The sequence below is a fragment of the Chelativorans sp. YIM 93263 genome, from assembly GCF_028767125.1.
Classification (GTDB): Bacteria; Pseudomonadota; Alphaproteobacteria; order Rhizobiales; family Rhizobiaceae; genus Chelativorans.
On the sequence record NZ_JAKCWP010000002.1, the window covers coordinates 292,426 to 305,181 of the forward strand.

Genomic DNA, 12,756 nt, shown 5'->3' on the forward strand with positions numbered 1-12,756 from the left:
GTCCAGTAGTTAATACGGCAATCTGTAGCTCCAAGGGAGACAGAGCGATGCTTAAGCCAACGCTCCGGATTGCCGCTCTCGCCGGCGTGCTTCTCACTCCTACCTTTGCCGCCGCAGTACCGGCTGTCGTGACGACGGACCTGAACATCCGCACCGGACCGGGTACGCAATATCAGCGCATGGGTACGATCCCCGACGGATACTCCCTCGAAGTCGAATCCTGTGCCAGCGGCTACAATTGGTGTCATGTCTACTGGCGCGGGCGAACCGGCTGGGTATCGGGCAACTATCTGGCCTACCTGGAACGAAGCCGCCGTGCCCCCTTTCCACAAGTCGGTGTTTCCATCGGTGTCGTGGGGATAGAGTTCGGCGTTGACCGGCGGAGGCTGGGTTGGCGCGGTCACCATTGGCGCGGCAGATGGGATTGGGACCGCCGCTGGCGTCATCATCGGCGCTGGGACGACGATCGGCGCTGGCGCGGACGCCCGCCCCGCCGGTGGTACCGCGACTGACGCGAACAAACTTTGCTTCCAGCAGAAGACCCTCCAGGCGCTGTCATCGGCGCTAGAAAGGTGCGCGGCGCGCGCCCTGAATATTACTATTCCCGCCAGAAGACTGGCGAAAGTAATACGAGCACAGCCAATATCTCCAGCCGGCCAAGCAGCATCGCAGCCACGAGAATCCACTTCGCTGCATCGGAAAGAGGCGCGAAATTACCGGCCGGTCCAATCACCTCTCCCAAGCCGGGGCCAACATTCGTCAGCGCGGTCAATGCACCCGTCAGTGCCGTGACGAAATCGACCTGCGCAAGCGAGAGGAGAAGGGTGAACGTACACAGAAGCAGAAGGAACACTGCGATGAACAGAACGACGGCGCGTTGCATTTCCCGATCGACTGTTCGGTGGGCATAACGAACCGTTTCCACGGAGCTTGGATAGATGAGCCTGCAAAGCCCGCTAGCCAGCAATTCGAACATGATGTTAAAGCGATAGGCCTTGACTCCGCCCGACGTCGAACCGGAGCAACCTCCGAGGAAAGTAGCGACGAATGCGCAGGCAACGACGAACGGTCCCCAAGCGGAGTAGTCGCCGCTCGCGTATCCTGTGGTCGTTATGATCGACACGAAGTTGAAAGCTGAATGCGTAAGAGCAGTGCCCAGGGGCACGTCCGCCGTCAATCGCCAGTAGACTGCTACCATCAGGACAAAAGCGGCACAGTAGCCGGCGAATACCTTGATTTGCGGGTCGCCGAGGGGATCGACCCTGCCACGGAGTGCCAGGAGGATGAGGATCGAGAAAGGCAATGCGGCAACGAACATGAAAAATGTCCCAACCCACAGCACGGCGGGTGTTTCACTATAATGCCCGAGTGAAGCATCATGGGTCGAGAATCCGCCGGTCGCCAGCGTCGTCATGGCGTGATTCATCGCATCGAATCCAGTCATTCCGGCGATCTTGTAGGCCACCGCGCAGGCAAAGGTGAGAAGCGTGTACGCGGCTACGAGCGTCGCCATGAAGGAGGAAAGGCGTGCAATAGGCCGGTCACCGATGTCCGATGATTCGATCCTCAAATAAGAAACGCCACCGACCCTGAGAAAGGGAAGGACGAACAGCCCAAGGGCAATCACTCCGACACCGCCGATCCATTGCAAAACGGAACGCCACAGGAGAAGTCCCGGCGGCAGACTATCGAGCCCCGAGATCACGGTCGATCCGGTGGTCGTCAGGGCGGATACGGATTCGAAAACCGCATCCGTCAGGCTCAGTTCGAACGACGCCAAATAGAGGGGCACGGCGCCAGCCGCGGCGGTCGTGATCCAGAGGATGTTGACGAGCAGAAAACCGAATCGTGCCGACACGGGCGGTCGAACACCCTGCGTCGCCGTTGCAACACCGATTGCCAACCCGCCGATGAGAGAAGCGGAAATCGCAAATACGAGCCAGTCTGCGTTGCCGACATAAAGATCGACCACCGCGGGCAGTATCATGAACGCCGCGACATATCCTACGAATACTGCAGCGATAAAGGTAACGGATCGAAGGTGAAGAGTGTCCAATGAAAGCGCCCGGGACCCCAAAAAGGAATCAATGTCGATGCTCTATGCTACTACGCCCCCAGAATTGCAGTAGCAATTTGATTCCGCGGCCGATCCGAAGTGAAGACGGCGGTGATATCCGGCACGAAGGCGCAAAGTGCGGTCCCCACTTCACTCCGTACAGGCTGACGAGCGTGAGGTGCGTTTCCGAACGTGCTGTCGTGTTTCGCCACCCCTCTGGCGATTCCGGAAAGCCACCGGCTATCCGCGATTTGCGATCTGCCCGAGTATGACATCCGCAGCCATCTCGCCCGCGGCCCTCGGTGTCGCCAAGCGCTCGGCTACGTCGGCAAAGCCGGCGCGTTGCGCCTCCCGTGTGGGCGTGTCGGACCAGAGCTGCCGCAACTGCCGGGCAAGATAGCCGGGACGGACAAACTCATTGAAATATTCCGGCACGACTGGCCAGTCCGCGATCAGATTGGGCAGCGAAGCCGACCAGACGGTCACCAGCGACATAGCGAAGCGCGCGGCCGGATCCGTCTTATAGCAGGAGACAAAGGGCACGCGTGCCAGCGCGAGTTCCAGCGCTACAGTTCCCGAGCAGGCGAGTGCCGCATCAGCCTGGGAGAAAGCGCGCCATTTTTCTTGCGGTTCTCGGATAATTTCTGGACGCACCGCCCAGCCCCTCACTGCGGCCTCGACGAGGGGAGCGACGTGAGGCACCGTCGGAATCATCGCATCAAATTCATGCCCGAAGGCATTCAATTCTCTCAACGTTTCCCCGAACGGGCCGAGTAGTCGCCGCACTTCACCCTTGCGCGAACCGGGCAGAAGAAGGAGCTTTTTGCGCGCGCGCTGCCCGCTCGCCTTTCGCGAAAGCTGCGCCTCGGCCGCGGCACGAATATCCGAATCGCCGGTAAGCCTGTGCCCTACGAACGTGCCGGGCGGTCCTCCAAGGCGTTGCAGTTCTTCAGGCTCGAAAGGAAGCAGACACAACACATGGTCCACATGCGGCTTCATCGCTGCGGCCCGGCCCGGCCGCCACGCCCAGACGCTAGGGCAGACATAGTGGACGATCGGAATGGAAGGTTGGGCTGCCCTCACCTTCCGCGCCACACGCAAGCCGAAATCCGGGCTGTCAATGGTGATGAGGCAATCGGGCTTCGCCGCGACAATTGCGCGGGCCGCCTGGCCGATGCGGCGCATCAGGCGCGGCAAATCGCGCAGCACGGCGGAAATACCCATGAGCGCTATGTCGTCGGCGGGGAAAATCGATTGGAGGCCCTGGGCCTGCAAACCGCGCCCGCCGATGCCGCATAACTCCACCGGACGCCCGGCTCGCTTCGCCACTGCCTGGACGAGATCGACGCCCAGAAGATCGCCGGACTCCTCGCCAGCGATTACGGCTATGCGCAGCGGTGTCCGCCCGTTCATTGCCGCCCTCCGTTAAAACCCAGCAGAAAAAGGCCATGATGGTCCGCAAGCGCGACGGCCTCGGCACCGTCGAGAATGAAACTCCGCTCCGCTTCGGTTGCAATTCCCGATAGCCCGGCATCATGGGCGTCACGCACCGTCTGTGGCCCGATCGCCGGCAGGTCGGCACGCGCCTCCTGCCCCGGCTTAGCGCATTTGACGAGCACGCCGCGGTTTTTTCCGGCGAGCCTGCCGTGGTTGCGCAGCACCTTTGTCCGCTCCAGCAATCCGTCCGTGCCCTCGATCCCTTCCAGCGCTATCACCCGCCCGCCGAACGCGACAGCCGCCTGGCCGATATCGAGGCGGCCGATGGCCCGGGCAGCCGTGATCCCGGCGGTGATATCCTTCTCGTCGGCAGCCGTAGGTCTGACTTTGCCCAAACAGCCTTCCGGCATGAGCAACTCCGGGACGACTTCATGCGCGCCGACAACGCGGATCCCGTTCGCTTCAAGATAGCCGATGATAGCCCGCAGCAGCCCGTCGTCCCCCCTTGCATAAGCCGTTAAAAGACGAGGCAGATGCAGGAGAATGCCGGGCGTGAACCGCAGCGCCCGTACCGGTGGCCGCGTCGCAACCCCGCCGGCGAGCACCAGATGCGTAACGCCGTGCCCCTTGAGACGCGGCACGATCTGCCCCAGCCTTTCCGGCGGCAAATGCAAAAGATCATAGCTTGCCGGAGCCTCGGCAATCGCCGCCTCGCCCTCGATTGCGACAACGAGCGGGCGATAACCTGCGGCAATCAGGCTTTGAAGAACGCTTTTCGGCAGCATGCCGCTGCCCGCGACAAGGGCGATGCGCTCGCCCGGACCGAGCTTCAGACTTTGCGGATCATTCCGCGCCATCATCATCGTCATCCACGCCACCCCTGCGCGGCGGAACAGTCAGGTGGCGCTTCTCCCGCCCGGCCAGAAAATCCAGAATGTCGCTGACCTGTGGAGATTCAGGAAACTCGCTCCGTACGATTTCTATATTCTCAGAGACCGGCCGCTCAGGCGCGAACAGGAGGCGATAGGCCTGGCGAAGCTGCATCAGTTCACTGCGCGTCATGCCCGAGCGCTTCAACCCGACCACATTGAGCCCGCGCAGCTTGGCGCGATCACCCACCGCCATACCATACGGGATGACATCGCCTACGACAGCGGCAAAACCGCCAAGAAAAGCATGATGCCCCACCCGAACAAATTGATGGACGGCGGCGAAGCCGGACAGGATCACGTAATCGCCGATTTCGCTATGTCCGCTCAGCGCCGCATAGTTCGACATGGTCACATGATTTCCGACCACGCAATCATGCCCCACATGCGTATACGCCATGAAATAGCAGTCGTCGCCTACGGTCGTTTCGCCACGGCTCGTGTCGGTGCCGCGGTGAAGCGTGGCGCTCTCGCGGACAACACAGCGCTCGCCGATCATCAGCTTCGACGGCCCGCCCTTGTGCTTGAAATTCTGTGGCGCCCCACCAAGAACGGCGTTTGGATAGACCTGAGAACCGGCGCCAAGCGTCGTCTGCCCCATGATCGTGACGTGTCCGATCAACTCGACACCGTCCCCAATCACCGCCTCCGACGAAATGTGGCAGAACGGCCCGACGCGCACACCGCGGCCAAGTTCCGCCCCCTCTTCCACAATGGCGCTCGGATGGACATAAGTCTCGTCAGTCATAGAGTTGTTCATTCCGCTCCGTCGGAGGACATTAGGGCGGAGATCACCCCCTCGGCAACCTTGCTGCCATCGACGATGGCCTCGCAGGAAAACTTCCAGATCTTCCCGCGCTGCTTCAACTTCTGCACGTGGATCTCCAGGCGGTCGCCGGGGACGACCGGTTTGCGGAATTTCGCGCTGTCGATCGTCATGAAGTAAACGACGGAAGGCTGACCGTCGCCCGCATTGTGAATGCAAATCGCACCGGCAGTTTGTGCCATCGCCTCGACGATCAAAACGCCGGGCATCACCGGCTGGCCGGGAAAATGCCCCATGAAATGCGGTTCGTTTACCGTGACGTTCTTGATTCCGGTTGCCGAGTTGTCGCCGTCGATCCCAATGATCCGGTCCACCATGAGAAAAGGATAGCGGTGCGGCAATAGCTGCAAGATCCTCTGGATGTCGAGGCTTTCCAGTGCCGTCGAGATGTTTTCAGCCATTTGCCTTATTTCCTTCTCCGCTTCCCGTCCACGAGGCTGCGCAGTGCGGCAATCTCCCTGAACGCCTGACGCATCGGCTGAGCCGGAGAGCCGGCCCAGCGCTCCCCTGCCGGCACATTGTCCATCACCCCACTTGAGGCTGCCAACTGAGCGCGCTCGCCTATCGTGATATGATCCGCGATGCCGACCCGCCCGCCGAGCATGACACCATCTCCCAAAGTGACGGATCCCGATAGGCCGCTATGACCGGCGACAATGCATGAGCGGCCAATTCGCACATTATGTCCCACCTGGACGAGATTATCGATCTTCGTCCCCTCGCCTATGACGGTATCGGACAAGGCTCCGCGATCAATGGTCGTGTTAGCGCCGATTTCCACATCGTCCTGAATGACAGCGCGTCCAATCTGCGGGTTCTTCTCAAGCCCCTTCGGTCCGGGAAAGAAACCAAACCCGTCCTGGCCGATACGAACGCCCGGGTGAATGATCACCCGGTCTCCGACAATGGCATATTGCAATGTGGTTCCGGGACCGACATAGCAATCGCGTCCGACGCTGCACCCGGCACCAATCACGGCGTGAGGCGCAATGATGGTACCGCGCCCGACCGTTACGCCGGCACCAATGACGGCGCCGGGTTCGACGATAGAACCTTCTTCCAATGTTGCATCGCCTGCAATGATCGCTAGCGATGATATTCCTGTTTCGCCGGTAACAGGCTGCGGGCGCATAGCCGCAGGAAACAAGAGCCTTGCAATAGTGGCGAACGCCTGTTGCGGTGCCGAAGTCGCAAGCACCGCCATCCCCTCGGGCGCTTCGTCCACCAGTTCTTCCGCGCACAAAACAGCGGCCGCCCGCAGGGAGGCAACCCGCCCTGATGTCCGCCGTCCGTCAATGAAAACCAGCGCATCGTCGCCACCCTCAGATGCCGGCGCGAGCTGTCCAATGGTAACTTCGGCATGCGCGGAATCCACCAGCCGCGCGCCAGTCAGGGCAGCGATTTCGCCCACCTGAAAACGGCGTGCGGGGATGAAGAATTCCGGTTCCTTCATGAAAGCCTTCTTGCCCGAGCAGCCTGCGGCCACCCGGACACCATGCTTGAATGCCCTAGAAGCGGGTAGAAATACCGAAATTCCAGTGCTGGATGCGGTCGGTATCTTCCTTCACCACGGGCTCGGCATAGTCGACCCGCAGCGGACCGAAGGGCGATGCCCAGATCAGGCTGGCACCAACCGAAGCGCGCCATTCCAAATCGGTTCCTTGAACCGCGGGATCGCCAGGATCGCCAGAGTACTCATTGCCGTAAAGGGTTGCAGCATCGGCGAAGACCGCACCACGAATCCCGAGACTTTCAGGAAGAAGCGGCATCGGAAATTGCGCCTCGGCGGTGGCATTGAAGTAGGTCGTACCGCCCAAATAGTCGCGACTGCCGTCACCGACCTCTTGATAAGGACCGATGCCGTTATACTTGAAGCCCCGGATCATTCGATCGCTGCTGTTGAAATGATCGAAAACGCGCAGATCATCATCCCCGATGCTTACGACATGTCCGCCACCGACAGCTGCTAACCCGACGAGATCAAATCGGTCGGACAATATGTGATAATAGTTGGCACGCCCGGTCACCTTGACGAACTCGGCATCACCTCCGAGCCCAGCGACCTCGGTCGTCAGCGAGGCATAAATGCCTTCGCGCGGCATTTGTGTATTATCAAGAGTGTTGTACGTCAGAGTTCCACTGACGGAAGACTTCACCCATGTCCCCTGCTCGATGGCCTCTCTAATAGCCGCAGAGACCGGCTCATCAGTTCCGTCGTATTCTTCCCGGGTATAGTTGTACGCTAATTGCGCGTTCAAAGCCTCGGTGATGGGAAGACCGAACCGGACTGTACCACCCGTTCTCTCCCGCTCGAAAATTTCATTATCGTCCGAATTCTGGAACTCGCGCGAGTTCCGGAAAATGTCGAAACCGGCCGCAACACGCCGCCCGAGAAAATAGGGCTCGGTGAAGGAGAAATTGTAATCACGTGAATCCTGCCCGCCAGCCGCCGAGAGGCGGACGAACTGCCCGCGTCCCAGGAAGTTGCGCTCGCTGATGGAGCCTTCAACCGAAAAACCGCCACCGCTGCTTATTGAGCCGCCGGTCGTGTAACCCGCACCGATGGAGAATTCACCTGTCGACTTTTCGACCACATCAACGACCAGAACGACCTGATCCGCTTCCGATCCCGGTACCGTGCGAATATTGACGGTCTCGAAGAAGTTCAGCCTGTCAAGCCGGCGCTGCGCCTGTTGAATCAGCACCTGATTGAATGCGTCGCCTTCGCTGACATCGAACTCGCGCCGAATGACATAGTCACGCGTACGGTTATTGCCGCGAATCTCGATTCGCTCAATGTAGGCACGCGGCCCCTGATCGATTGAATAGACGACAGAAATGGTCTGGTTTTGAAAATTGCGGTTTCCGCGTGGTGTTACCTCCGCAAAGGCATAGCCGAAGCCAGCGATCCTCTCCGTCAGACTGACAATGGAATCTTCGACATCTTCCGCGCTGTAGATGGAGCCGCTGCGCGTTTGCAGCGCCGACTGGAGTTGATCGACATCAATGCCGGGCACGGTCGACTCGACGCTGATATCTCCGAATCGGTACCGCTCGCCTTCATCCACTGTAAAGGTGATCGTGTACTCGTTGCCGACGAGTTCCGCCTGCGATGAAATAATGCGAAAATCCGCGTAACCGTGGTTGTAATAGAAGCGGCGCAATGCCTGTTCATCGGCGCGCAAACGATCCTCACTGTAGATATCGTTGCGCAGCATGAAGGACAGGATGTTCGAGGGCTTGGTCGAGATCACATCCCGCAGGCGCCGGGCGCCGAAAGCCTCGTTACCGACGAAATTGACCGACGCGATCTTCGTGCGGTCACCCTCATCAATATCGAAAATGACGTTGACACGCCCCTCACCGAGATTCTGGACACGCCCCGATACCGAAGTTTCGTCACGGCCGATCCGGCGATAAGCTTCCTGTATAGCCGCTTCCGCGGCCTGTACGCTCTGCCCCGAAAACGCGCTGCGCGGCTCTAGCCGAACCGCCTGGGCCAACTCTTGATCCTTGATCTTCCGATTTCCCTGGAACAGCACTTGATTGACGATGGCGTTCTCTTCCACCGTCACGACAAGAGTGTTTCCAGACTGCTGAACGGAAACGTCGGAGAACATGCCCGTGGCAAACAGCCGTTTCACAGCGTCGTTCACATCCGTATTCGTGAACGATTCGCCGGGACTGATGCCGACCTGGTTGCGCACAACATCGGCATCGACCCGCTGGTTCCCACGGACCTCGATCCGGCTCACGGTGGCTGCTTCAGCCGCAACAACCGAAAGGGTGTTGACGACCATCGCGCCGCTCACCACCAAACCGGCCGACAGCGCGGCCATAGAAACGGCGCAGGTTAGTCTGGAAGCTGCCTTCATTGCGCTATGAACCTTTATTTCTTTATCCCCACCGCGAATATCCCAGAGGCGGGCAATCGCTCACCCGTCATAACTGGATTTTCCTCACACGCAAGGTTTCTGGTTAATTTCTGTTTACGATGAGCGGATTCGTGGCAAGAAGAGCACGGTGATCATGCGTCGTGGTAAACACGGTCTCAACAACCGCTGGATTTGCCCGGCACATCATCGTCTCTCCCACTCTCCTGTCAGCACGCAACCAGATCGTTCCAGAAAACAAAGCCCATGAACATGAGAACCATTATCATTCCCGCCCGATATACCACATCCATGATCCGCTCGGAAACCGGGCGGCGCAGAACCGCCTCCATTGCGTAAAACACGAGGTGCCCGCCATCAAGCGGTGGAATGGGCAAAAGGTTGAGTATTCCAATGCCAACCGACAGCAAGGCCACCAGCTGCACCAGCCATTCGAAGCCGAGGCTAGCCGCCCGACCAGCCATATCAGCGATCTTTACCGGCCCGCCGAGTTGACAACGATCCTCGCGTCCCGAGACCAATCGGGTCAGAAAATGCCCGGTGCGGGCAATGATACTCCCTGTTTCCTCGAATCCCGCCCCGACGGCCTCCAGCGGCCCATATTCGACGTGGCGCGGCTGGCCCAAGACTTCGTTGTTGACGACCCCGATTATTCCGATCCTGACGGTATTGCCGAGTGCGTCCGTTTGCTCCTGGGCCTCTGGCGTGGCGACCGTCTTCACCAGTTGGCCATCACGCTCAAGTACGAAAACAAGCGGATCGCCGGCCCGCCCGGAAACGATTCGCTGCACGTCACCGAAGCTTTCTACCGCAGCACCATCGACGGAAACGAAGCGATCCCCAGGCTCGAACCCGGCCTCGGCGGCGGGGCTGTCGGGGCGCACTTCGGCCACCATCGGTTCGGCCACATAGCGGCCGAACATGGCGAACATGACGGAAAAAACGACGATCGTCAGAATGAAATTGAACAAGGGGCCGGCGAAAACGGTCGCAGCGCGTTTCCACACGGGCTGCAAATGGAAGGCTATGCGCCGCTCCTCATCCGATAGGCTCTCGGCCTCCTCCGAATCCGGCTGACTGGTGGCGCCCACGTCCCCGACGAACTTAACGTATCCGCCAAGAGGAATTGCCGAAACACGCCATCGCGTGCCGCGGCGATCGTTCCACCCGAACAGTTCCGGGCCAAACCCGATAGAGAAAGCCTTCACGCCGATGCCACACCAGCGGCCGACGAGATAGTGTCCCATTTCGTGCACGAAAACCACGATGGTCAGCACGAAAAGAAAGGGGACGATGGTCCCCAAAAGAAAATTGCCTATGCCAAGGAGGGAGGCTGCTACGTCGCCCAAAATCATTTCCCGCGATAGATGATAAGAAAGCTGCCTCGCCAAGTTTCAGGCGAATGCCGGCAAATCCGTGGCATGTGTAGCACCGTTCACCGGGAGAAGAAACCGGTAGCCGGCGCGTCGAACCCAGAAAGAATTCCACCGACCAAATAGAATAAGACGGCGGCGACAATCAGGCCGTCGACCCGGTCCATCACCCCGCCATGCCCGGGAATGAGCGTGCTGGAATCCTTCACGCCGTGGCGCCTCTTGAGACCCGATTCGAAGAGATCCCCCAACTGCGAGACGACTGATAGAAAAAACGCCAAAAAGCAGATCGCTAAAAGAGAAAGCGCGGTGTTCCCGAACCACGCGACCACGCCGCCCGCGACAACCGCGCCGAGCGCCCCCCCGGCGGCCCCACTCCATGTTTTGCCGGGCGAAATCGATGGGGCGAGCTTGGGACCTCCGATCGCCCGGCCGACGAAATACGCCAGAATGTCCGTTGCCCAAACGACGGCGAAGAGAAATAGAATCGCCCAAAGGCCGGCAGCATCGTCGCCCCGTGTCGCCGCCAGCGCAACGATCGGCATACCGGCATAGGCCAGGCCGGCACCGGCCCACCCGTTGTCGCCGCAGGCGGGGCCGGAAATGAGTGCGACGACGGCCAGTACGGCCAAAACAGCCAGGATGACAGGCGCCGCCACACCTATAGAGAGCGCCACCATGACACCAATAAGGGCGATCAAAAAGAGAAGCTTGCGGCGGCCATCGTCCGACGAACGCATAGCCATCCATTCATTCAGGATCGCAAGCCCCAAAAGCAGCGTGAAGAGATAGAAAATAAGGCCGCCGATCCAGGTGACTGCAAGCACGACCACCGCGAGCACAATCCCGGAAACGATACGCAGCCTCATATTGCGCCGGGCATCTTTCGCCCCTTCCGGCGAATTCTGGCTCATGAAACCGCTTCTTTAGCCGCCACACCGCCAAAGCGTCGGTCACGCTCCTGAAACTGCCCAATGGCCGCCGCAAGATCGTCTGCACCGAAATCGGGCCAGTGGCAGGGCAGAAAGACGAATTCCGCATAGGCCGACTGCCAAAGCAGGAAGTTGGAAAGGCGCTGTTCGCCACTTGTCCGAATTATGAGATCAGGGTCTGGAATCCCGGCTGTATCGAGGTAAGCCTCGAAATCCACCGCCCCAAGCGCTGCCGGATCCAAGTTCCCCACCTTCGCCTCCGCAGCTATAGCACGGGCGGCGCGAAGGATCTCATCACGTGCGCCGTAGTTGAAGGCCACGACGAGATTCATATTGGTGTTATTGGCCGTCAAGCTCTCGGCCTCGCTCAGCAAAGCGGCGATATCCGGCTCCAGCCCCTCGCGACCGCCAATGACGCGCACACGCACGCCGTTCTGGTGCAACTCGGCGAGATCACGACGCAGAAACAGCCGCAGAAGCCCCATGAGATCGCTGATCTCGGACTTGGGACGCGACCAGTTTTCGGAAGAGAACGCATAGACTGTGAGCCAATGAATCCCCTGCTCACCGGCAGCACGTACCGTCCGGCGGAGCGCCTCGACACCGGACCTGTGGCCTGCTGTGCGCGGCAGCCCGCGCGCCCGCGCCCAGCGGCCGTTCCCGTCCATGATGATCGCGATGTGCGCCGGCTTCACGCTGTTTTCCCTTCCGGCCCCATGGCCACCTTCGCGGCGACAATCAGACCTGCATGATTTCGGCTTCCTTTTCATTCAGAAGCTTGTCGATCGTGGCAATCGTGTCGTTGGTGATTTTTTGCACACGGTCCGACTGCGCGTGCATATCGTCCTGGCTGATCTCGCCGTCTTTCTCGGCTTTTTTAAGATGCTCCATGCCGTCACGGCGCACATGGCGGGCAGCCACACGAGCGTTCTCGGCATACTGATGCGCAATCTTGGCCAGTTCCTTGCGACGTTCCTCGTTGAGTTCCGGCAGAGGGATACGCAAATTGGCACCATCGACAATGGGATTGAACCCGAGATTGGACTCGCGGATTGCCTTGTCGACTGCCTGGACCATGCTCTGATCCCAGACTGAGACCGAAAGCATCCGCGGCTCCGGCACGGAAACCGTCGCCACTTGGTTCAGCGGCATAGTGGTACCGTAGGCCTCCACCTCCACCGGGTCGAGCAGGTTGGCAGACGCGCGGCCGGTGCGCAGCGACGCGATATCATGCTTGAACGCGCTGATAGCACCGTCCATGCGCCGGTTTAAGTCCTTGAAATCAACACCGTCCGGCATGTTCCTATCTC

Annotated in this window: 12 protein-coding genes; 1 reads left to right on the plus strand and 11 read right to left on the minus strand. The window is 59.8% G+C overall.

Annotated features, from left to right (window positions below; genetic code table 11):
- Positions 1-47 precede the first annotated feature (47 nt).
- The gene (locus LY631_RS05585) at positions 48-512 is read left to right on the plus strand and encodes an SH3 domain-containing protein (RefSeq protein ID WP_274424137.1); all 465 of its coding nucleotides are present in this window, start codon (positions 48-50) and stop codon (positions 510-512) included.
- 86 nt (positions 513-598) lie between these two features.
- Here LY631_RS05585 and LY631_RS05590 read toward each other — a convergent pair whose 3' ends face one another.
- From LY631_RS05590 to frr, 11 genes are all read right to left on the minus strand, one after another.
- Positions 599-1,987, minus strand: a complete 1,389-nt coding sequence (locus LY631_RS05590) for a TrkH family potassium uptake protein (RefSeq protein ID WP_274424138.1) — start codon at positions 1,985-1,987, stop codon at positions 599-601.
- A gap of 309 nt (positions 1,988-2,296) precedes the next feature.
- Entirely contained in the window at positions 2,297-3,469 is a 1,173-nt protein-coding gene (lpxB, locus tag LY631_RS05595) for a lipid-A-disaccharide synthase (RefSeq protein ID WP_274424139.1), read from the minus strand.
- A complete protein-coding gene (locus tag LY631_RS05600; RefSeq protein ID WP_274424140.1) occupies positions 3,466-4,362 on the minus strand; it encodes an LpxI family protein in 897 nt (298 codons plus the stop codon). The genes lpxB and LY631_RS05600 overlap by 4 nt, the downstream gene beginning before the upstream one ends.
- Complete coding sequence (gene lpxA, locus LY631_RS05605; protein WP_274424141.1) at positions 4,337-5,170, minus strand: acyl-ACP--UDP-N-acetylglucosamine O-acyltransferase; 834 nt, start codon at positions 5,168-5,170, stop codon at positions 4,337-4,339. The genes LY631_RS05600 and lpxA overlap by 26 nt, the downstream gene beginning before the upstream one ends.
- A gap of 8 nt (positions 5,171-5,178) precedes the next feature.
- Positions 5,179-5,649 (minus strand): 3-hydroxyacyl-ACP dehydratase FabZ, encoded by a 471-nt coding sequence (gene fabZ / locus LY631_RS05610; RefSeq protein ID WP_274424142.1) that lies wholly within the window; start codon positions 5,647-5,649, stop codon positions 5,179-5,181.
- A 5-nt stretch (positions 5,650-5,654) separates the two neighbouring features.
- Positions 5,655-6,701, minus strand: coding sequence for a UDP-3-O-(3-hydroxymyristoyl)glucosamine N-acyltransferase (gene lpxD, locus LY631_RS05615; protein WP_274424143.1), 1,047 nt, complete (start codon positions 6,699-6,701; stop codon positions 5,655-5,657).
- A 55-nt stretch (positions 6,702-6,756) separates the two neighbouring features.
- The gene (gene bamA, locus LY631_RS05620; RefSeq protein WP_274424144.1) at positions 6,757-9,123 is read right to left on the minus strand and encodes an outer membrane protein assembly factor BamA; all 2,367 of its coding nucleotides are present in this window, start codon (positions 9,121-9,123) and stop codon (positions 6,757-6,759) included.
- Positions 9,124-9,350: 227 nt separating this feature from the next.
- A complete protein-coding gene (gene rseP, locus LY631_RS05625) occupies positions 9,351-10,490 on the minus strand; it encodes an RIP metalloprotease RseP (RefSeq protein WP_274424145.1) in 1,140 nt (379 codons plus the stop codon).
- Between the two features lie 86 nt (positions 10,491-10,576).
- On the minus strand, positions 10,577-11,428 hold the full coding sequence (locus tag LY631_RS05630) for a phosphatidate cytidylyltransferase (protein WP_274424146.1): 852 nt from the start codon (positions 11,426-11,428) through the stop codon (positions 10,577-10,579).
- A complete protein-coding gene (locus tag LY631_RS05635; RefSeq protein WP_274424147.1) occupies positions 11,425-12,141 on the minus strand; it encodes an isoprenyl transferase in 717 nt (238 codons plus the stop codon). The genes LY631_RS05630 and LY631_RS05635 overlap by 4 nt, the downstream gene beginning before the upstream one ends.
- 43 nt (positions 12,142-12,184) lie before the next feature.
- A complete protein-coding gene (gene frr, locus LY631_RS05640; protein ID WP_274424148.1) occupies positions 12,185-12,745 on the minus strand; it encodes a ribosome recycling factor in 561 nt (186 codons plus the stop codon).
- Positions 12,746-12,756: the final 11 nt, after the last annotated feature.